Source organism: Gulosibacter chungangensis, assembly GCF_008831155.1.
In the GTDB taxonomy this organism is placed as follows: domain Bacteria; phylum Actinomycetota; class Actinomycetes; order Actinomycetales; family Microbacteriaceae; genus Gulosibacter; species Gulosibacter chungangensis.
Window position 1 is genome coordinate 1 of record NZ_WBKB01000012.1, and the last position, 20,815, is coordinate 20,815.

The 20,815-nt window shown below is 61.5% G+C and carries 13 protein-coding genes, 1 tRNA gene and 1 rRNA gene; 6 read left to right on the forward strand and 9 right to left on the reverse strand.

The genetic code is table 11. The annotated features are described in order from the left end of the window. Together F8O05_RS13950 and F8O05_RS13955 are read right to left on the reverse strand one after the other, a co-directional pair. Window positions 1–72: ribosomal RNA gene (locus F8O05_RS13950) — 16S ribosomal RNA — on the reverse strand; the annotation flags it as partial. Between the two features lie 839 nt (window positions 73–911). After that, a tRNA-Ser gene (locus F8O05_RS13955) sits at window positions 912–1,001 on the reverse strand. Between the two features lie 119 nt (window positions 1,002–1,120). On the opposite strand from F8O05_RS13955, the gene radA reads away from it, so the two are divergent. Further along, complete coding sequence (gene radA, locus F8O05_RS13960; protein WP_158053366.1) at window positions 1,121–2,473, forward strand: DNA repair protein RadA; 1,353 nt, start codon at window positions 1,121–1,123, stop codon at window positions 2,471–2,473. 85 nt (window positions 2,474–2,558) lie between these two features. On the opposite strand, the gene F8O05_RS13965 is transcribed toward radA, so the two are convergent. The 4 genes from F8O05_RS13965 to F8O05_RS13980 form a co-directional block, all read right to left on the reverse strand. Next, window positions 2,559–3,224, reverse strand: coding sequence for a hypothetical protein (locus F8O05_RS13965; protein ID WP_158053367.1), 666 nt, complete (start codon window positions 3,222–3,224; stop codon window positions 2,559–2,561). 243 nt (window positions 3,225–3,467) lie between these two features. Continuing rightward, complete coding sequence (locus tag F8O05_RS13970; protein WP_192497206.1) at window positions 3,468–6,125, reverse strand: bifunctional metallophosphatase/5'-nucleotidase; 2,658 nt, start codon at window positions 6,123–6,125, stop codon at window positions 3,468–3,470. 215 nt (window positions 6,126–6,340) lie between these two features. Then, window positions 6,341–9,529, reverse strand: a complete 3,189-nt coding sequence (locus F8O05_RS13975) for an ExeM/NucH family extracellular endonuclease (protein ID WP_158053369.1) — start codon at window positions 9,527–9,529, stop codon at window positions 6,341–6,343. Between the two features lie 155 nt (window positions 9,530–9,684). Continuing rightward, window positions 9,685–10,188 (reverse strand): amino-acid N-acetyltransferase, encoded by a 504-nt coding sequence (locus tag F8O05_RS13980; protein ID WP_158053370.1) that lies wholly within the window; start codon window positions 10,186–10,188, stop codon window positions 9,685–9,687. 35 nt (window positions 10,189–10,223) lie between these two features. Here F8O05_RS13980 and F8O05_RS13985 point away from each other — a divergent pair, with 35 nt between their 5' ends. After that, entirely contained in the window at window positions 10,224–11,162 is a 939-nt protein-coding gene (locus F8O05_RS13985; protein WP_158053371.1) for a Ppx/GppA phosphatase family protein, read from the forward strand. Window positions 11,163–11,168: 6 nt separating this feature from the next. On the opposite strand, the gene F8O05_RS13990 is transcribed toward F8O05_RS13985, so the two are convergent. Then, window positions 11,169–12,947 (reverse strand): helix-turn-helix domain-containing protein, encoded by a 1,779-nt coding sequence (locus F8O05_RS13990; RefSeq protein WP_158053372.1) that lies wholly within the window; start codon window positions 12,945–12,947, stop codon window positions 11,169–11,171. A gap of 180 nt (window positions 12,948–13,127) precedes the next feature. On the opposite strand from F8O05_RS13990, the gene F8O05_RS13995 reads away from it, so the two are divergent. The 3 genes from F8O05_RS13995 to F8O05_RS14005 are packed head-to-tail and all read left to right on the forward strand — an operon-like array spanning window position 13,128 to window position 16,866. Next, entirely contained in the window at window positions 13,128–14,333 is a 1,206-nt protein-coding gene (locus F8O05_RS13995; protein ID WP_158053373.1) for an alcohol dehydrogenase catalytic domain-containing protein, read from the forward strand. 20 nt (window positions 14,334–14,353) lie between these two features. After that, the gene (locus tag F8O05_RS14000; protein WP_158053374.1) at window positions 14,354–15,838 is read left to right on the forward strand and encodes a flavin-containing monooxygenase; all 1,485 of its coding nucleotides are present in this window, start codon (window positions 14,354–14,356) and stop codon (window positions 15,836–15,838) included. Continuing rightward, window positions 15,838–16,866: an alpha/beta hydrolase gene (locus tag F8O05_RS14005; RefSeq protein ID WP_158053375.1), complete on the forward strand. Its 1,029-nt coding sequence runs from the start codon at window positions 15,838–15,840 to the stop codon at window positions 16,864–16,866. Before F8O05_RS14000 ends, F8O05_RS14005 begins: the two co-directional genes overlap by 1 nt. A gap of 252 nt (window positions 16,867–17,118) precedes the next feature. Here F8O05_RS14005 and F8O05_RS14010 read toward each other — a convergent pair whose 3' ends face one another. Both F8O05_RS14010 and F8O05_RS14015 read right to left on the reverse strand, forming a co-directional pair. Beyond that, window positions 17,119–17,847 (reverse strand): SDR family NAD(P)-dependent oxidoreductase, encoded by a 729-nt coding sequence (locus tag F8O05_RS14010; RefSeq protein WP_158053376.1) that lies wholly within the window; start codon window positions 17,845–17,847, stop codon window positions 17,119–17,121. A gap of 109 nt (window positions 17,848–17,956) precedes the next feature. Next, window positions 17,957–19,216: an MFS transporter gene (locus F8O05_RS14015; protein ID WP_158053377.1), complete on the reverse strand. Its 1,260-nt coding sequence runs from the start codon at window positions 19,214–19,216 to the stop codon at window positions 17,957–17,959. A 336-nt stretch (window positions 19,217–19,552) separates the two neighbouring features. Between F8O05_RS14015 and F8O05_RS14020 the strand changes: the two genes are divergently transcribed. Continuing rightward, window positions 19,553–20,560 (forward strand): hypothetical protein, encoded by a 1,008-nt coding sequence (locus F8O05_RS14020; protein WP_158053378.1) that lies wholly within the window; start codon window positions 19,553–19,555, stop codon window positions 20,558–20,560. The last annotated feature ends 255 nt before the right edge of the window (window positions 20,561–20,815 follow it).

Consider the following 20,815-nt stretch of genomic DNA (forward strand, 5'->3'; position numbering starts at 1 on the left):
TCATCGTTCGACTTGCATGTGTTAAGCACGCCGCCAGCGTTCGTCCTGAGCCAGGATCAAACTCTCCGTAAATGAACAACACTGACATGAACACAAAACGCATCCACACCAGCAAAATTCGAAATACCTGACCCCGAAAGATCAGAGTTCAATCAACTGACAAAACAAACCACACACACCCACAAAAAAAGGGGCATGTACTGGCTCTCTTTTATCCAAAATAAGGAACCACAAAGGGTCCAAAATGGCATTAGACAATAAAAGTGCACACTGTTGAGTTCTCAAGGATCGGATGCACCCCACCATTTACCACGCCAGACGACTACTGTCGAGCTAGTTTGTGTGGCTTCCTCGTGGAGGCAACTTCACAATCTTACAACAGGCTTCCCTGCGTGTCAACTCCAACTCCCGTGAGATCTAACCGATCTTTCGAAGCGGCGAACCACTCAATATTCTTGAGTCTGGTTCAGACACTGGCAGGCGTTCCCGCCTTGTTGTGTTGTTGTCGTTTCCGGCAACTCCATAAGCATAGGACACTCGAATCCTTCACCGCAAACCCGGGCACCCCAAACCCCTGTCATCCGCACCAACACGCGCCACACGACCAGACAACCCGGGCGTGTCACAGCCAGAATTCCACTATTCCGATACCCATCACGAAGCCGACACCAAGCAATGGGCGCTCCACATGAGCACCCAGTACAGAATCGTCCGCTCCTGACCGTCCACATTGACCGGAAGTCACGACCAGCCCCTCGACTGTTTTATTACCGTCCGATCAAGGGACGTTAGACGCAGCAATCTCCTGCCGCGTCTTTGTCTGCATGACTGCAGATGCGGCACCCCGCCACGGAGCCGTACTGAAATCGACGAAAGCCTCGACTTCAAGAACTGAAGTCGAGGCTTTCAATTGGCGGTGACGGTGGGATTTGAACCCACGGTGGAGTTGCCCCCACACAACATTTCGAGTGTTGCACCTTCGGCCGCTCGGACACGTCACCGCGGACAAATATACGGGCACACGCTTTGTAATTGCAAATTGATTTCCGAAGAAAGTTCAAGAACGGCGTCTCTGCCAGGCGAAACTCACGATGTCGGTGGCTACACATACCCTTACGACATGCCTCCAAAGAGTAAAGCCCGAGTCAAATCTGCGTACACCTGCACCGAGTGCGGGTACGAAGCAGTGAAATGGGTGGGTCGCTGCCCCGAGTGTCAAACCTGGGGCACCATCGAAGAACGCGGCGCCACTACCAAGGGCGTGCACTTCCAAGCCACCGCGTCGAAACCATCGACAAAGGCACGCCCGATCACCGAAGCTACGGGGACGGATGCACAGCACCTCCCCGTCGGGATTGGCGAGTTCGATCGTGTGCTCGGTGGCGGGATCGTGCCAGGCGCTGCAATCCTCCTCTCCGGCGAGCCTGGGGTAGGTAAATCAACGCTGCTCATCGAGGTTGCATCCCGCGTCGCTGCCACCGGTGCCAAGGTGCTCTACATCAGCGCCGAAGAATCGGTCAATCAGGTGCGGATGCGCGCATCCCGTACCGGGGCGCTGCAACCCACGCTCTATCTCGCGAACGAGACTGACCTCGGCACCGTGCTCGGGCATATCGACGAGGTCGAACCAGCCCTGCTTATTCTCGACTCGGTACAAACCGTCTCCTCAAGTGAGGTGGATGCACTCGCTGGGCAGCCGAGTCAGGTCCGGACGGTCGCATCCACGATGGTGCGGGTCGCGAAAGAACGTGACCTGCCGACCATCCTGGTTGGGCACGTCACCAAAGATGGCAATGTGGCCGGTCCGCGCTTGCTCGAGCACCTCGTCGACGTGGTCGCGCACATCGAAGGCGATCGGCAGACCGCGCTTCGTCTCGTCCGTACGCTCAAGAACCGCTTCGGCCCGACGGATGAAGTGGGCTGCTTCGAAATGGAAGGTGACGGCATGAATGAAGTACCGGATCCCTCCGCCCTGTTTATCAGTGAACGGGACAACCCTGCGATTGGCTCTTGCGTGACGATGTCACTCGAAGGTCGACGCGCGCTACCGGTTGAGATTCAGGCGCTCGTGGTTCCGACAACTGCCCCAAATCCCCGGCGAGTCGTGAACGGCGTGGATGGGAACCGCGTCGCCATGATTCTCGCCGTACTCGAGCGACGCACTTCGGTGCCGCTCGCAAAGTTGGACGTATTCGTCTCGACGAGCGGCGGAGTTCGGGTGACCGAACCGGCAGCCGATCTCGCAATTGCTATGGCGATTACGAGTGCCCATCGAGAGCGGCCAATTAAGGCCAAAGCAGTCGTCTTCGGCGAAGTAAGCCTCGTGGGCGAAATTCGCGGAGTTACTTCCGAACGTCATCGAGTGGCCGAAGCAGCACGATTGGGATTCACCGAACCTATCGGGCCAAGCGCCGGCACTGTGCGCGAGGCACAAGGTCTTGCGTTACTGCCGAAAGACCTACGCGGCAAGTAAAGAGACCGATGACGAGACAGCGGGAACTGTGGCAAGCATCAGGAGGCAGAACGAAGGGGACGCGACGGCACAGTAAGTCGATGGCTTAGTACAGCGCGAAGTAGACGGGGTCGGAGGTGATGCCGCCGATCTTGACCGTGAGGTTGTAGTAGGCCCCACCGGTCACCGCATCCGGACGATTTTCGTCATCGCAGGTGTCCGTATTCGATCGCTCACGCGACCATTCAATCGCGGGCGCCGAGACTTCCTTGCCTGCCACGAGTTCAACGACCTGGGAGTCGGAGTTCTCCTGACAGTGGGTCGATACCCAAATCGTGTCGCTGCCGGACATCACCGTGTACACCTGCGAGGCCGTACCCACATCGATGATGCAAGACGTATCCGATGTGTTCTCGAGCGTCACCGAGAACTGCGGCAGCTGATCCGCGTCATAGGATTCGGAATCCACCACAGCAGTGACCGCGACCTCAGCTTCCGTGCACACGGTGGGCGTCGGCTCCGGTTCCGGGGTCGACATTGGGGTTTCGGTTGGGGTGGGTTCCGGATCAGTGGTCTCGGCGGGAGCCGCCTCAGCCGTGTCGACTTCGGTTGAGGTGGGTGAGGTGGTCGCTGCGGGGTTCCCACCACCACCAAAGAGCGCGCTCACCAACCACCAGATGAGCGCGATCACCACGACAACTCCGACTAGCGCGACAAGTCGACGGCGGCGATAAACGGCCGGACTGGGCTTGCTACTCGGGCTCGTACTCATACCCCCAGCGTAGGGATGCACGCACCAACGCGACCGGAGGCACACCGCAAAAGCCTGCGGACTCAGTTTCTTGTGGCGATCCAACCGTGTCGGACATCCGCAAGCGGCGGAGAACAATTCCGACTGCCTCCCGATTCACCGCAACAACTTTGCCAATCTGCCGAGACAAGAAATCGCGGCTCGCATCCCGAGTGGAATGCGAGCCGCGATTTAGGAACGGTCAACCGCTCCGGTTACCGAAACCTAGGCGTTGCGCTGGCGACGAATCGCCAGGAATGTACCGCCCAGTGCGAGTGCAGCAGCAGCGGCCGCGAGGATTCCGAAGATTAGGTTGCTGTCGGCACCGGTCTGCGCAAGGTTGTCGTCACCCTTCGCTGAGCCGTTGTCGTCACCCTTGGTCGAACCGTTGTCGTCGCCAGTTGCGTCGTCGGTCGGCGGGGTGGTCCCACCGGTCGAGTCACCGTTGGCGTCATCATCGCCGGTTGCGTCCTCGCCACCCGTGGCGTCACCAACGGTGAAGCTGATCGTTGCGGTCAGCGTTTCACCGTCAACACTCTGGGTTGCAGTGATGGTGTAGGTACCTTCCGGGAACGGCAGGAAGTCCTCGACTACGTTGCCCTCCTCGTCGGTGGTCTGCCACACGAGACGGTCCACAAACGTACCGGCCTCATCAGTCTCGACACCATCGATGTTGGTCACGGTGCCATCTGGCAGAGTTACTGCGATCTCGACCGCTGCGTTCTGGGCCCAGTTCTCTCCGCCATAAAGCACACCCTCGGTGGTCTCTTCAGCGGTGTAGTGCTCCTGCTCAGTAGCGAGGGTCGGCTCAGCCTGTTCGCCTTCGACAACTTCAAGAGGAACCTGCACGGTCGAGCCCGAAGGGTTCGCGGTGAGTTCGAGCGTGTACGCACCGACCGCGAGCGCGGCCGGAATCGTGATGGTGATTTCAGCGGAGGTGGTCTCGCCGTTCGCGGTCACGCCGGTAATCGAAGCGGTGCCGATTTCCTCACCGTCGATGGATGCGACCAGTTCCGTGTTCGCGATGTGGTCAACCGAGTGCAGGTCAACATCGTTCACGGTGAAGGTGTGGCTGGCGCCCTGCGCAAGCTGCGGGGCCGAGCCGTCTTCGTTGAAGTAGCCAACTACGTTGAACCCGTTACGGGTCTGTTCGGCCTTGAGTTCGGTGCCTTCGAGCGATTCCACATAGGTGATGAATGCTTCGAGGTCGACCGAACCGGTGTCGAACTTCTCAACCGCGTTGTTCAGCGAGTAGAAGTTGTCGCCACCGGCAGCGAGGAAGGAGGGCATTACCACGGTGTAGATCTGGTCGTCGACGAGGGGTTCGCCGTCGATGTAGACCGAGGTGATGTGGCTACCCTGCGTGGTCGCGGGGTCGTCGGTGATCGAACCGGTGAAGGTGTAGTTCACGTTCGAGGAGATACCGAGCTGCAGGTATGGACGGCTGGGTACCGCGCCCTTGTCGTCCAGCTGCCACTGCTCTTCGAGCACGTTCTTGAGCTCCGCACCGCTGATCGACACGATCGAGAGGTTGTTCACGAACGGCAGCACCGATTGGGAGTCCTTGTAGGTAAGCTCACCGTCACCGCTAATGTCGGCACGCAGACCACCCGGGTTCATGATCGACAGGTCAGCACCGAGCTGAGTGTTGGCGTCGGCCCAAACCATCATCGAGTCGGCAACGACGCTACCGAGTGTCGATTCCTGGTCACGGGCATCCTGGCTCGAGGTCTCCGTGATCGGCCAAACCTTTGCGCGAGAGATGTTGTCGTTGACGACACCCACGGCAACCGCGCCGAGAATCTCAGCCTCGTCGAGCGCGGCCTGCTTGGTCTCGGCAACCGTGTCGTAGATCGCCTGCGAATCGGCGTCGAGGTCCTCGCGGTCAACACGCGGTGCGGTTGCGTTAGCGTCGTTCTCGGTCGGGGCCGGAACCGTGGAGGAGATCACCGAGGAGTCTGAAGAAACAACCTGGCCATCCGCATCCACTGTCAGCACAATCTGGCCGACTGCGCCACCGTACTCACCCGCCTGGACGATCTGACGGTCGTTGTACTCGTAGTTGTACGACTTGTGCGTGTGCGCATTGAAGATTGCGTCGACATCATCCGAAGTGTCGTTGGCGATCTCCGCGAAGGTCGAGTTCGACAGGTTGTTGTCGATCGGGTTGCCGCTGACCGGGCCACCCTCGTGGTAAGAGGCCACCACGATGTCGGCTTCGCCGTTGGACTCGTCTCCGTCCTTGAGCTGCGCCGCGTACTCGTTGACCGCATCCACCGGGTTACCGAAGGTCAGCCCCTGAATACCGTCGGGGCTCACGCCCGAAGGAGTCGACGCCGTGACGGCACCAACCACGGCAACCTTGAAGCCCTGCACCTCGTAGATTTGGTAGGCATCGAGAGCGAGCGACCCGTCAGCCTTGGTGACGTTCGCACCGAGCAGGTGACCGAGCTCTGACTGGATCGAGAGCGTGTCGTTCGCGGCACCGGTGTCATAGCCGGCATCGAATTCGTGGTTACCGGCGGTGAATGCGTCAACGCCGAGTTCCTGCAGCGCCTCAAGCGTCGGGGCATCGAGCGCCACCGAGGACTCGAACTCCGAGGCACCAACCTGGTCGCCGTTACCAATGATCACGGTGTTCTCGGCACCGAAGGGTGCCTGAACGTCGAGCACGTTCGAGGCGAAAGAATCGACCTTGGTGATGCGGCCGTGGAAGTCATTGAACCCAAGCAGGTTGATTTGGGTGGTGTCGGCGGTCGGTTGGATCGGTTCACCGGTATTGAGCGCTTCCGCTTGCGCGGGAAGCACAAGCGAAGTGAAAGCGAGCGCGCAACCAGCGCTGGTCGCCACCGCTCCCTTCACAAACTTTGAAACCTGAGCCACGTGGGCCTCCTTAAGGGGTTTGAGACGAAACATTCATCACACTCACAGCCTCAGGTAACAGATAGGTAAATATCAACCGTTTGCTGGAATTAACTTTTTAAGTCAGACCAGGGGGTTAAGGATGCCGGGGCAGCCCGCGTAGGCTGCCCCGGCATGTTCTGTATTGAGTTAGTTACTGATTGGATGCGCGGATCGGTCGTGCATCCGGGTCGCTACTAGGCACGGAGTCGGCGCTGGAGCATGATGCCCGCACCAGCCAGCAGCAAGACGATTCCTACCGCGAGTGCGATGAGCAGCGTGTCCTCAGCACCCGTCTTGGCAAGGCCACCCTCGTGGTTGTCACCGGCGAAGTCGCCCTTGTCACCGGCGTTACTGCCGCCGTTGCCCGAGCCACCGTTGTCGCTCCCCTTGGTGCTGCCGTCCTCGTTGGCACCGGCGTCCTGGCTGCCTTGGTTGTCGTCGCCCTCCGCAGCGCCGTCCTGGTCGCCCTGGTCGTCGCCGTCCTGGCCGGCGTCCTCGTCGCCTTCATCCGGAGTGGTCGGGGTCGGGTTCTCATCCTCGTCCGCGACAACCTCGAAGGGTGCCTCGACAATGAGCTCTTCGCCGTCGACTACTTGAGTGAAGCGGATGGTGTGCGTACCAACCGGCATCGGAATCGCGTTTTCGTCCCCGTCACGGTAGACAATTGCACCGTTGAAGGCGCCTTCCGAAACCGCGGCAGCCTCGTTGATGAGCGACACGGTGCCGTCTTCCTGCACGACCTCGATGCGGACGGTGTCGCCCGGGAAGCCCTCGCCCTGGTAGGTAACGCCGTTTACCGACTCGGACTGCGTCAGGGTTTCGAGATCCAACGTGACCGAAGCCTCGACCGGTGTTTCGTCGTCAGTCGGGCCCGGAGTTTCGGTGTCGTCTTCTTCCGAGAACTGCAGCGCGATGATCGCCGGGTTGTGGTCGGAAGAACGGTACGGGCTCGCGTCGTAGAGGTCCGCAACGTTGTAGTTGTAGCGGCTGTACTCCAGGGCGATCGCCTCGTTGGCGTTAATGGTCCAGATGTCCTGGTCGACGATGAGTTCGTTCGCGGCCTGCGAGGCGAACACGTGGTCGAGCGAGCCGACAGTGCCACCGAAGGAGTACGAGTACTCTGGCCCGCCCACGGTGAGGTGCTCATAGCCGGCGTCGACGATCGTGGTGATCGGGGTCTCTGCCGAGTAGGAGTTGATGTCGCCGGTGAGGAACACGAGGTCGGTTCCCTGGTCTTCCTGCAGGTCGGCCGCGAAATCAACGAGTGCCTCAGCCTGCAGGGTGCGCGCGAGGTTCCAGCCACCAACGTTGTCGTCGGTGTTGGCGTTGCCGCCCGAACCCTCGCCACCCTTCGATTTGAAGTGGTTGCCGATCACGATGAACTGGTTCTCTTCGCCGTCGATCCCCTCACCCACCGGGATGAAGGAGCTCGCCAGCGGCGCACGCGCATTCGCGTAGTTCCCACCGGCGGTGAACGCCGGGCTGTCGAGGATCTCGTAGGTGCCCTCAACGAAGCTCACTTCGGCGGGCTGGTAGATAAACGCGGTGCGGATGACGTCGTTACCGCTGGTCGGCACGTCGTAGCCTTCCGGAGTCTCGACGTACGCCCACTTGTCGGTGCCCGCATCCGCATTCAGCGCATCCACGAGGGTGCTCAGCGCGTCGTCACGGTGACCGCCGAAGTCCGAAGAGTCTTCGATCTCTTCAAGCGAGATGACGGATGCATCCAACGTCTGAATTGCCGCGACGATCTTGTCTTCCTGGCGCTCGAGGTTTTCCTCGTTGAAGGCGCCTCGCGGGCCATTGCCACAGTTCGAGGTGGCAATCGGGTTGCCTTGACGGTCGTTGTAAGCCGAGCAACCGTAGTCCGCGCCGAGAGTCGTGAAGTAGTTCAGCACGTTGAAGGTTGCCACGGTGACATCACCGCGGTCGGCGAGGTTCGGCGCAGCTTCGCGGACATCCTCGAAGGCGACCGGCGAATTTTCGGTTCCCTTGACCGGTGCGGTCGGCTGGAAGCGCCACTCGTCGAAGCCGTAATCGAGGATGACCCCATCACCGACGGTGAAGTCCACGCTCGCGCCGATGGTCACCGGGGTGTCCAGCGTGAGGTACGGCAGCGGCGAGTTCTTCGCCGAGTTATTCGTCATGTAGTTCCAGGTCTGGCCGTCGTCGAGGAGCACGCCGCGCGCCTCGTTGTCAGCCGCCACGGCATCCGCCTCGGCAGTACCGGGGGCTGCGACCTCGCTCGGGGTGAGCAGCAGCCCCTCGAAGCCGAGGCCGATCTCACCAAACTGGTTGAGCGAGTAGTTATCGGTGACCACATAGTCACCCTGCGGAGCAAGGAGCATGCCCTCAAATACCTCGCGCTCGGCGTCGGTGGTGGGCCACTCGGGAAGTGCCACAGCGACTGCTTCACCCAGTGCATCCTCACCGGTGAGGATGCTCGTGGCGGTCGTGGTGATCTGAGTCACCTCGGAATATTCGCTTACGCCACCGGTCACCTGCACCGAGTCACCGATCTCGACGCCGCCGGCGAAACTGCTACCGCCGTAGACGAAGACGCCGGTGGATGCGTTGTGGGTCGCGAGGTCAACCTCGCCCGGTTCCTGAATAAAGAAGCCATTCTTGCTCCCCTGGCCGGTGTAGACCGCGGTGACAACACCCTGCGTGGTCACGGTCTGGCCGCTGAGCGGGCTGGATGCACCGGTCCCCTGGATCTGCGCGATCGGGGTGATCTCGCTCGGGTCGACGGGCTCAACCGGATCGACCGGGTCCGGGTCGCCGGTGCCGGTGTCACCGGAGTTCTGTGGGGTGGGGGCTGCGACACTGAAATCTGCCGCGTTGTTATCCGTGTCCACGGCAGGGTCCGTGCGCTGTGCCGAGGTGGAGTTGCTCAACGACGGGGTCGCGGCGCCTTCGAACTTGTTCGCGGTGCCGAACCCGACCAGGTCGATCACGGCTCCGGTGCTATCGCGCAGCTCGACTGCACCGTTGGTGCCGCTCATGTTGGCGCCAAAGGTATGGTCAGCTTCGATCGCCGGCAGCGCCTTATTGCTCCCGAACGCCGCCCCGACGAGGTAGTAGGTTTCGGGTTCGAGCACCACATTCGGCAGCGTGGTCGAGCCACCCGAGTTGCCGTTTGCCGAGAAGTATTCGAGCTGTAGCCCCTGCAGGTTCACGGGGGCGTCGGACAGGTTGTACAGCTCGATGAAGTCTTGGTTATAGGGGGCGCCGCTATTGCCGCCACCACCGTAAGCTTCGCTGATCACGATGGTGCTTGAGGCGGCCTCGGCTGGCTGCGCAGCGGAGAAAGCACTGACGCCTCCAATCGCAAGCGTTGCCGCCAGGACACCAAAGCCCAGCTTCTTTAGTTCAGTACGCACGGAGTGAATTCCTTAAATACCCGGTATGGACTCGAATTTCGTTCGAACCATACGAAGCTGAGGTATCAGTGAGGTAAACGTAACGGGCTGATAACGAGCCCAATCCGCCATCCGGAATTCACCCGGGCGTTACTTTGATCTGCGTGCAGCAGTAATTAAAGCTGCAGGATCATCCGAGTATTGCCGAGCGTATTCGGCTTCACCCACGGCAAATCAAGGAACTCGGCCGTACCGGCATCCGGCGAGTGCAGCATTTCACGGTAGGTGTCGGAATCCACGATCTGCTCCTCGACCGCTTTGAAACCGTGCCGACCAAAAAATTCCGTTTCAAAAGTCAGACAAAACAGGCGCTCTAACCCGAGCCCCCGCGCATCCACCATCAACCGATCGAGCATCGCGTGCCCAACACCCTGGCCGCGCACTTTCGGTGAGGATGCGATCGTTCGCACCTCGCCGAGGTCACGCCAGAGCACGTGCAGCGCCCCGCATCCCACCAAATCGCCGTCGGGAGTTTCGGCGACGACGAATTCCTGCACTGCTTCATACAGCACGACGAGACCCTTACCAAGGAGGATGTTTTCATCCACCATCGGCTGAATCAGCTCCTGAATGCCGACCACATCAGGCGTACGCGCCGGGCGAATCGTGTACTCAACCATCGGACAAGGGTATCGCGCGCGTAGACTTGCGCACTATGCGCCTCGGAGTCCTCGATGTCGGGTCCAACACCATCCACCTGCTTGTCGTCAATGCACGACCGGGGGCGATGCCGGTTCCGGAAGCATCCAAAAAATCAACCATGCGACTCATGAAATACCTGGAGCCCGACGGTTCGATTAGCGAGGATGGCGTCGAGCGAATCATGTCGAAGCTGCACACCGCGGCCGCACTCATCGAGGATCTGAACCTCGACGAGCTGATGCCGATGGCGACCTCGGCTCTGCGAGAGGCGAAGAACGGGCAGGCGCTGCTCGACCGGATCCGCAATGAAACCGGTATTGACCTGCACGTTATGAGCGGTGAAGACGAAGCTTCAGTGACCTTCCTCGCGGTTCGCCGCTGGTTCGGCTGGTCGGCCGGGCGCATCACGCTCGTCGACATCGGCGGCGGTTCGCTGGAGCTTGCCACCGGGACGAATGAGCTGCCGGAGCTCGCCATGTCAGTGCCGCTCGGTGCCGGGCGGATGACGCGGCGCTTTTTCGAAAGTAACCCGCCGACGTCTTCCGAAATCAAGAAGTTGCGACAGCACATCCGCCGGGTACTGCCGGATGCGGTACGCGAGTTCGGTGGGCTGCCGAACGCTGACCAGTTTGTCGGTTCTTCAAAGACCGTGCGCTCTTGGGCGCGGCTGGCGGGTTCCGTTACCGACGGTGTCGGCCCGACCGACCGCGTGCGCCTGCGCAAACACCAGCTTGATGACTGGGTGCCGCGCCTGGCGGCAATGCCTGCCGCCTCCCGCTCGGCGCTCCCCGGGGTCACCAAGGATCGCTCGTATCAAATCGTTGCCGGCGGCATCGTCCTGGCCGAGGTGATGGATGCATTCGGCATCGAAGAGCTCGACGTCTCGCCCTGGGCGATGCGCGAGGGCGTACTACTCGACTACCTCGACCGGCTGCCCCGCGACCCGCGCTAGCTGAAGTTAGCGCGGGCGGTACGGGCCGACCAGGCGGTGGGCGGCGAGCAGGATGTGGTGGTCGAGCCCCCGCTGACCCTCAGCCCAATCAGCACCGAGTAACTGCGCCAAGCGATCGAGCCGCTGGCGGACCGTATTCGCGTGCACGTGCATCCGCTCGGCTGTCTTCGCAACCGAATGCGCCGCATCCAGGTAGGCAGAGGCGGTGTCGGCCAGGTCGGTGCCGTGCTCGGCGTCGTAGTCGAGCACCGGGCCCAGCGCAGCCACAATGGCCTGTTTCGTCGGTTCGATCGTGACCTTGCTGAGGAACGCTCCGATCACGCCGTAGGAATCCAAGGAAACCAGGGTTCTCGTGTGCCCCGACTGACGCGCCGCGTTCAACACACGCAGCACGAGCGCGTATTCCTCAGGCACGATCTCGAGCATGTGTAGCCTCGGCGAGTGGCCCACCAGCATCCCGCCCCAACCGCGAGCGCCGCGCGCATCGAACATTGCCCGGATGCGCTCAAACGCTTCTTCGGGCATGAGGCTCACGATCTGACCATCGAATTCGCCGTAGAGCAGCGAGAGTCCAAAATCGAGATCCAGCCGGTGTTGGAAGTCGCCGAGCGTTGATTCCGAGCCGTCGATGACGAGGATGCGGAAGGGCTCCGATTCCGCGATGCCAAGTTCGCGTAGCTGCGTGACCACGGCAATATTGAGCCCGCGTGCGCCGGCAGCCAGTAGCTGTGCGATGAGTTCGCGACGGCGCCGCACGATTGCGGTTCGTTCGCGATGCTGGCCACTCAAGAACACCCCGAGCACGCGCGCGCAACGTTCCAAGACGGCTGCGTCTTTTTCCAGCAGTTCACCTTCGACCATCACTGCGCCCACCGCGGCTTCGTCTTGTGTGGCTGCCATCACCGCGAAGGGTGCGCCATCCTCGCGCATTGAGGTCATCGGTTCGCCAGCCCGGGCCGAGAGCATCACGAGCGGCCGTTCCGCGTCTCCGATTTTCGCGACGGCATTGCGCAAGTCGTGGCGCACGGTGAGGTCCACGATCTGCACTTCCCGGCCCATCACCCGCGACATGCCTTCACCGAGTTCGGTGAATCCGGCGCCCCGGCCCATTACCGAAAGCAGGACTTCGTCCACGCGCGCGAGCCGTCGTTCTTCGGCCAGTTCGCGATCCGCGTCGGTGGTCTGCCCTCGAAGTTCGTCGATGGTGGCTTCAAGCTCGTCGACTCGAGCCTGATTTTCGATCGCCACACCGGCAAGGTTCGCCAGCGTCTGGGCGATGAACACCTGCTCCGTCGAGAATTTACCCGGAAACCGGTTGGCCGCAAGGAGTGCACCGATCACGCCCTCTTCGCTGCGCATCGGCGCACCGAGAATCGCTCGCACACCCTCTCCCGCAACGATGCGATCCACCTCGGCATCGTGGACGAGTTCGCTGTCGTTTTGATAGTCGGCGGTCTGCGCAACCCCACCGAATTTTGCAACCTTCCCGAGCACCCCGGCGCCGAGCGGCATCCGCAGACGACGGTACTCCTCGCTCCACACCCCGTCGGTAGCGACGATATTCGTGTAGCCCGAGCCGTCGGTGCCATTCAGGCTGAGGTAGACCATGTCGGTCTGGATGAGCAGCCTGGCTTTCGAGACGAGTTCGTGGAGTGCCTCTGAATGGTCGCGAATTCGGGTGATGGATGCGGCGAAGTCGCTAATCGAGGTGAGCAGCTGTTGCTGTCTCCGTGCCCATTCGAGCAGCTGCTCGTGCTCCTCGGCCGAAGTTCGCTCATCCATCATGTAAGTAATTCTATGCAGGACTGAAAATTATGGAGTTTTCTCCATGGGTATGAGTTTTGACCCTCGGCATACTCGTCTCAACAGCACAACGCTAAATCGATACAGCATCCGGACTTGTCAACAAAGCAGCCGGTTTGCCGATACAGCATCCGCCCCGCCAGCCCAATCGACGGAGATCTCATGACCACCACCTCACGCGAAACACGCACCATCCGCGGCGCTGTCCTCAACGAAATTGGCGCCGACGCACCCTTCGCCAGCACGCGCCCGATCACGATCGACACGCTCACGCTCGAAGGTCCGGCGGAACACGAAGTGCTCGTTCGGATTGAAGCAGCGAGCATCTGCCACTCCGACCTGTCGGTGGTCAACGGTTCGCGACCGCGCCCGGTCCCCATGCTCCTCGGTCACGAGGCAGCCGGCATCGTCGAAGAGATCGGTTCCGGCGTCACCGACATCGAACTCGGTCAGCGCGTAGTCCTTACCTTCCTCCCCCGCTGCGGCGAGTGCCGCGAGTGTCTCACCGATGGCAAGCTGCCCTGCTCGAATGGCTCAAAAACCAATGAGGCCGGCACCCTGCTCGATGGCAGCGAGCACCTGCAGCGCGGTGCCGAACGCGTCAAGCACCACCTCGGTTGCTCGGGATTCGCCGACTACGCAGTGGTCGATCGACGCTCGATCGTCCCAGTCGGTGCGGATGTCCCCGCCGATATCGCCGCAGTCCTCGGCTGCGCGGTGCTCACCGGCGGCGGCGCGGTACTCAACGCCGCCAAGCTCTCCAAGCAGCACTCGGTCGCCGTCGTCGGACTCGGCGGGGTCGGCATGGCCGCACTCCTGACCGCTATCGGCATCGAACCGCGCGAGGTGATCGCCGTTGACTCAAACGAATCAAAGCTCGAACTCGCCCGCGCGTGGGGTGCCAACGCAACCTACACGCCTGCCGAAGCGGTCGAACAGGGCATCACCGCCGACGTCGTGATCGAGGCAGTCGGACACCCCCGAGCCTTCGAAACTGCATTCAACATGATCGGCTTTGGCGGCACCCTCGTCACCGTCGGCCTGCCAGCCCCCGGCGCTGAAAGCGCGATTGAACCGCTCAAGCTCACCGCTCGAGCCCAATCCGTGATCGGCTCCTACCTCGGCTCCGCGGTCCCCAGCCGCGACATCCCCAAATTTGAACAGCTCTGGCGCGAGGGCAAACTCCCGCTCGAACGCCTCATCAGCGACACCATCGACCTCGACGACATCAACGAGGGCATGGATGCGCTCGCCGCCGGCACCGTGCTGCGGCAAATCATCCGCTTCCCACACGACTCCGACCAGCCAGGTGGGGAAGCCACCACCGAACCGGCCATCCTCGCCGATTCCGTCACCGTCACCGCCTAACCGATACATAAGGACTTCTCATGACCACTTCAAACCACTTCCGCGTTGCAATTCTCGGCTCCGGATTCTCGGGCCTCGGCATGGCCGCCCAGCTCGTTCGCGCCGGTGAAACCGACTTCGTCGTATTCGAAAAGGCCAATGAAATTGGCGGTGTCTGGCGAGACAACACCTACCCGGGCGCTGCTTGCGACACCCAGGCTCACGTGTACTGCTACAGCTTCTTCCCGCACCTGCGAGTGTCGAAGATGTTCGCCGGGCAGGATGAAATGCTCGGCTACCAGCTGCAGATGAAGGATGCTTTCGGTCTCGACAAGTACATCAAGTACAACGCCGAGGTTGTGTCCGCTCGTTGGATTGAAGAGGATGCGCGCTGGCTGATCACGCTCCGCGGCGGCGAGCAGTACACCGCGAACGTGTTTGTCCCAGCTTGGGGTCAGCTCAACGCCCCAAAGACCCCGACCTGGGAGGGTCAGGAGAAGTTCCAGGGCGAACAGTTCCACTCGGCGCACTGGAACCACGACATCGACCTCAAGGGGAAGAAAGTCATCTCGATCGGTTCGGCCGCCTCGGCCGTCCAGTACGTGCCCTTCGTTGCGCAAGAAGCCGAACACCTCGAGGTATTCCAGCGCTCGGCGAACTACATCCTCCCGCGCGAGCAGATCACCTTCACCGAGGAACAGCTCGACGCTTTTGAAGCCGACCCCTCAATTTTTGAAGCTTCGCGCCGCTCGATCCACGAGATTCGCGAGGCTGGCTTCGAGCGCACCCGACTCAACACCGGCGGTCAGGCCCAGGGCGCACAAGAGGCAATCGACTACCTGAACTCAGTGATCGAAGACCCCGAGCTGCGCGAAAAGCTGACCCCGACCTACGAGTTCGGTTGCAAGCGCATCCTGCGCACCTCGGACTACTACCCGACTTTCCTGCGCGACAATGTTTCGCTCGTTACCTCCGGTATCTCGCACTTCACCGAGAACGGCGTCGTGACTGCTGACGGCGTCGAGCACGAAGCGGACGTGGTGATCTACGCGACCGGTTTCTACTCGCAGAATTTCCAGGGCGACCTCGAGATCATCGGCCGTGACGGCGTGACGCTCGCGGACCGCTGGGGTACCGAGGACGCCGAGGCATTCGTTGGGACCTCGGTGGACGGCTTCCCCAACATGTTCCTGATCTACGGGCCGAACACGAACCTCAACCACAACTCCAACATCGCGATGTTCGAAATCCAGCAGGACCACATCATCGACATGCTGAACAAGACCCAGCACCTCGAGGGAGTCTCGGTGGAGATCCGCCGCGATCGACTGGATGCGTTCAACGAGGCGCTGCAGTCCGAAATGGAAGGTTCGTCCTTCTCGAGTGACTGCTCGAGCTGGTACAAGAACTCGAAGGGCAAGGTCATCAACAACTGGTCGGGCACGGTGGAAGAGTTCCGTGACTGGGCCGCGACCTTCAACACCGAGGACTACCTGGTGAAGTCGGAAGTGCTGGTCGACGCCTAATGCAGATCCCACTCTCACGCGTCGCCGCTGATCAGCGCCCGCTCATCGCCGCGTTTCGGGATGCCGGTGGGAAGTCCTTCCAGGACGCGGGCTCGGTCGAACGGTCACGGGTGAACTACGAGACATCGTGTGCCGCGAACGGTCTCGCGCCGGATGCAGTTGCTTCCGTCGAGGACGTGGCGGTGGGCGCCTTCGGGGTGCGGGTTTATGACCCGCGCCCCGCGGGCGCTTCCGCGGCTGACCCTGTGATCGTGTTCGCGCACGGGGGTGGCTGGGTGATCGGCTCGCTCGAGACACACGACTCGGTCTGTCGCCGACTTGCGACATTAACGGGCCTGCCTGTGGTCGCGATCGACTATCGACTCGGGCCCGAGGTGCCGTTCCCAGCCGGTCACGAAGACTGTCGGGATGCGGTGGCTTGGGTTCGCGAGGTCGCGACCGATCGCTCGTGGGATGCTTCGCGCATCCTCACCGTCGGCGACAGCGCCGGTGGCGGCATCGCGACTGCGCTCGCCTTCGAGCCGCGGATGCAGGTGCCCGGTACTCGCGTCATCGGCCAGGTTCTGCTCTACCCGATGCTCGATGTGGCGAATGAGTCGCCGGGCTTCGAGCGCATCACCGAGGGTGTCCCGTTGACTGCGGACACGATCCGCTGGTTCGTCGAGAACTATGTGCCGGATGCGGCGCTGCGCTTGGATCACCGTGTCTCGCCGTTGTTGGCGGTGCGCGGCGAAGAGCCTGACGCGAGCCCCCAGCCATCTGCGCCTGTGCAGCGGTCAGCGGCTGTGCAACCATCTGCGGCTCTGCAACCGCCAGCGTGGATCCTGTCGCTTGGCCTCGATCCGTTGGCGGATGAAGCACTCGAGTATGCACGCCTACTCGCCCTCGGCGGCACCGAGGTCGAACTCGTGCACCTACCGGACCACGCCCACGGGCTGTTCTCTTCGGCAGGGAAGGTCCGCACTGGTGAACTGATGCTGGAGCGAGCCGCAGAGTTCATCCTCCGCACCGTCGCCGCGTCCCGCTGATCTCCGCACCCCGCTGACCGCGGCATCCGGGCCCGACCGCCCGTCCCGGTCAACCGCCACATCTCGGCTGGCCAGGCGCATCCTTGCTACCACAACACCCGAATACCACCGAGAGTGCAGTCGACCCCTTTCCTGATCGTGGTCAACTGCGTTCTCGGTAGTATTTCGTTTGGGCGAGCGGCGTGCCCGGTGGCGATTCGCTTGTGCGTGCGTGCGCGAACGAGCGAGCGAGCGAAGCCAGTAGCGACGCGACTACTGGGCGGTGAATCCGCCGTCCGCGACGAACTCAGAGCCGGTGATGAACTCGGCTTCGTCGCTCGCGAGGTAAGCGATGAGCGAAGCAATGTTCTCGGGCTTACCGAGTCGCTTCATCGGGGTGATGTCGGCGAGCATCTGGCGGTCGACCTCACCGAGAATCGGCGTGTCGATGAATCCCGGGTGGACCGAGTTCACGCGGATGCCATCGTTCACCCACGCCATCGCAGCATTCTTCGAGAGAAGGCGCACCGCGCCCTTCGCCGCCTGATAGGCCGGCCCCGAAACCGCGCTGCCGACGATGCCGTACATCGAGCTGGTCGTGACCGAGTTGCCCTTGGTCTTCTTAAGTTCTTCGTAAGCAGCCTTGAGGCCAAGGAACACGCTGGTCTGCGTCACCGCGATGGTTTTGTCCCAGCTGGCCAGTGACGTGTCCTGAATCGGAACAGTGTCGCCAATACCGGCGTTGTTCACGAGGATGTCGAGCTTGCCGAACTTTGACACGGTCTCGGCGACCGTCGCGTCCCATTCTTCTTCGCTGGTGACGTCGAGCTTCACGAAGTGGACGTTCTCACCGAGTTCGGCGGCAACCTGCTCGCCAAGCTCGGTGTTGATGTCGGCGATGACGACCTTGCCACCTTCGCTCACAATGCGCTCTGCGGTCGCGCGGCCGATGCCGCTCGCACCACCGGTGATGAGCGCAACTTTGTCAGTAAACCTAGCCATGGATACTCCTCAATCTTGAAAGGCACTTAGCGCTCAAGATTTAGCAACATATGTTGGATTCTTGCCGAGAACCTGCGCCCCTTCGCGGCCAGCCGGCGACCGCTCGCCGCTATTCCCCACCCAGCTCAATCGGCCCGGTCATCGGCGGCTTCGGGACGTACTTCGGGATGTACCGACCGAATAAGAAGCATCCACCGAACCCAATGACACCGAAGACGGCAGCGGTCACCGGCAGACTGGCCACCGCGGCAAGCCCCGACACGATAAACGGCACCAAGGCTCCGGACGAGTCGGTGATCGTTCGCCATACCCCGAGGAATGGCGCCGGATCCTGTTGGTCCGCGAGGTCGGCACCGAGCGTCATCACGATCCCTGAACCGATGCCGTTCGACAGAGCGAGCCAACAGGTAATCACGATGAACCATAGGTCGACATGCGGGACGCCGAATAGGAACGCCAGCACGAGAAAGCCGAGGCCCATGCCCGCCATCGCCGGCACCGCGCTCGCGCCGCGACCGAACTTGTCCATGATCCAGCCGCTGGTGAAGAACAGCGCAAAATCAATTGCCCCACCGATACCGATGACGACCGCGACGAGCCCGGCATCCATCCCAATCGCGTAGCCCCACAGCGGCAGCACGACCTGCCGCGCCGAGCGCACCATCATCATCGATCCCGCGCCAACGCCGAGCGTCAGCAAGACATTGCGGCGTCGCGTGAAGGTCCGCCACATCGGCTCTTTGCCTGGCTTCTCTTCCTTCGCCATGCTCAGGCGCGCATTGGGCTTCGCGTACTTTTCGATATCCGGCAGCACGAGCAGCACCAGAAATATCAGGAACGAGCAGGTAATAAACGCCAGGAAGTTCACCTGCGGATCGCCGGTCATGGAGATCAGCCAGGCCGCAAGAAACGGCCCGACGAACATGCCCGAGCGGAACACACCACCGAGTGAGGACATCGCCCGCGCGCGATATTTGAGCGGCACGTAGGTCGACAGGAACGACTGCCGCGCGAGCGCGAAGGTCGCGGTCATCAGGCCTTGGATCGTGATTCCAGCGAGGAGCATCCAGGTCGAGGTCGCGAAAAAGGAGATGGATGCGCCGATAATCGTCGCCAGCGCCGCGATCATCATCGCCTTTTGCTCGCCGAGTTTTCGCACGACGGATGCGGCGGGCAGGTTCCCGACGGCCTGCCCAATCAGCAGCGACCCGGCGATGAAGCCCGCGAAGGCGACGTCGGCGCCGAGTGATGATGCCACCGCTGGGATGACGGGGACAATCGACCCCTGCCCGATCGAATAGATAAACGTCGGCAGAAACGCGATTGTCAGCACCCGCGAAAGCGGTGCCTCCCCCTTGCCAGCAGCCATACCCTCCAGACTACGCCCGCGCTCGTGGACGCCCGCTGCAGCGCTGCCCCACTCCCTGCTCCGCTCACCTATCCCCCGGATACCACCCGAAATGCAGTCGACTACTTTCCTGAAAGTAGTAGACCTCATCGCGGGTGGTATTTCCTGACGGGTCGCTTCGGCATCCGCTGCCACTGCTGCCCAAATCAGCACGCGTCTACCCCGCCAAACCCGTCACGAATCGTGATGCCGAACGCACTACGGCCCCATTACCACGCCGGCGCTTCGAGGCAGCCGATCTATCCACAGCGGTGGATAACCTCAGCCGATGTGCGCGACTTTCGGTATGACAGGCACATGGCAGCAGTGATTCGACACGGCAACGAGCGCTACGAGACGACCAACAGCAAATGGCAGCTCAATCGCAAGGCAGACCGCGGAGAAATCCTTCGGCTTCGCCCCGGCGCGTTTCTCGCCGGGCAAGGTGAACCCTTGGATGCGGTCTCGGCAACGCGCATCCATCTTGCGAAAATCGTGGCTACCGTCAGCGAACTGCGGGGCTCGGTTATCGCACGCCAAAGTGCGGCGATATTGCACGGCTTGCCGCTGTCATTCTCGCTGATCCCCGACCGCGTGATCGTTCATCGCAGCAGCGGCGGCCACCGCAGCCCCTGGGTCCACAGCTATCGAACGCACCATGAGCCGGACGAAATCGTCGAGATGTACGGCGTGAAAGTCACTAGTCTCGCGCGGACGGTCCGTGATCTCGCCCGGGTCCTTGACCCACGTGACGCCATCGCGATCGTGGATGCGGCACTTCGGCTTGGTCTCGACAAGTCTCAGCTCGATACGCGGTCGCCTTCCGCCGCGAAGCTCCGAACACTGTTACCGATCGCGAGCAATCGGAGTGAAAGCCCTCTGGAATCCCGCAGCCGCTTTTTGATCCACGACCTCAACCTTCCGATTCCGCGCGAACAGGTAACAGTGCACGATGAAGCCGGCAATCATGTGGCACGTCTCGATTTCTGGTGGCCAGACCTCGGGCTCGCTGGGGAGGCCGATGGGGCGATCAAGTACACAACACTGCTTCGTCCAGGCGAAACGGCACGCGAGGTCATCGAAGATGAACGGAAACGCGAAAAACGGCTCCAACAACTTGGGATTCACGTGATCCGCTGGGGTTGGGGCGACACAATGCGTTCGGCGAGCTTTGGACGGTTGCTCGAGAACGGGATGCGCACCGCAGCGAAAATGCCCGCGCCCCGTGGTCACTACGTCGAGGTACCGGTGCCGCCGTTGCCTCCGGTGGACTATTCGAAGCAGTTTGAGTCGGTTCGGTATCGGCCCTCGGTCGCTGAGGTGTAGGCCTTCGACTGGAGCGATGTAGTCAAGATTCGGCCTGCACCCTCAGGTACCACCGAAAATGCAGTCCAGATCCCGCCTGAGCGGCCCAAATACCACCGACAATACAGTCAGCATTCCGCCTGCGCCACCCAGTTACCACCGGAAATTTAGTCGACCACTTTCCTGAAAGTGGTCGACTAAATATTCGGTGGTATTCGGAGAATGTGTCACCCTTCAATGGGTGGTCAACTGCATTTTGGGTGGTATTGGGCAAGC

Excerpts from the sequence above, each read along its gene's own strand:
- F8O05_RS13985 (WP_158053371.1), top strand. The coding sequence starts at position 10,224 with ATGCGCCTCGGAGTCCTCGATGTCGGGTCCAACACCATCCACCTGCTT.
- F8O05_RS14010 (WP_158053376.1), bottom strand. The coding sequence starts at position 17,847 with ATGGCTAGGTTTACTGACAAAGTTGCGCTCATCACCGGTGGTGCGAGC.
- F8O05_RS13965 (WP_158053367.1), bottom strand. The coding sequence starts at position 3,224 with ATGAGTACGAGCCCGAGTAGCAAGCCCAGTCCGGCCGTTTATCGCCGC.
- F8O05_RS13990 (WP_158053372.1), bottom strand. The coding sequence starts at position 12,947 with ATGATGGATGAGCGAACTTCGGCCGAGGAGCACGAGCAGCTGCTCGAA.
- F8O05_RS14005 (WP_158053375.1), top strand. The coding sequence starts at position 15,838 with ATGCAGATCCCACTCTCACGCGTCGCCGCTGATCAGCGCCCGCTCATC.
- F8O05_RS14000 (WP_158053374.1), top strand. The coding sequence starts at position 14,354 with ATGACCACTTCAAACCACTTCCGCGTTGCAATTCTCGGCTCCGGATTC.
- F8O05_RS13995 (WP_158053373.1), top strand. The coding sequence starts at position 13,128 with ATGACCACCACCTCACGCGAAACACGCACCATCCGCGGCGCTGTCCTC.
- radA (WP_158053366.1), top strand. The coding sequence starts at position 1,121 with ATGCCTCCAAAGAGTAAAGCCCGAGTCAAATCTGCGTACACCTGCACC.
- F8O05_RS14020 (WP_158053378.1), top strand. The coding sequence starts at position 19,553 with ATGGCAGCAGTGATTCGACACGGCAACGAGCGCTACGAGACGACCAAC.
- F8O05_RS14015 (WP_158053377.1), bottom strand. The coding sequence starts at position 19,216 with ATGGCTGCTGGCAAGGGGGAGGCACCGCTTTCGCGGGTGCTGACAATC.
- F8O05_RS13980 (WP_158053370.1), bottom strand. The coding sequence starts at position 10,188 with ATGGTTGAGTACACGATTCGCCCGGCGCGTACGCCTGATGTGGTCGGC.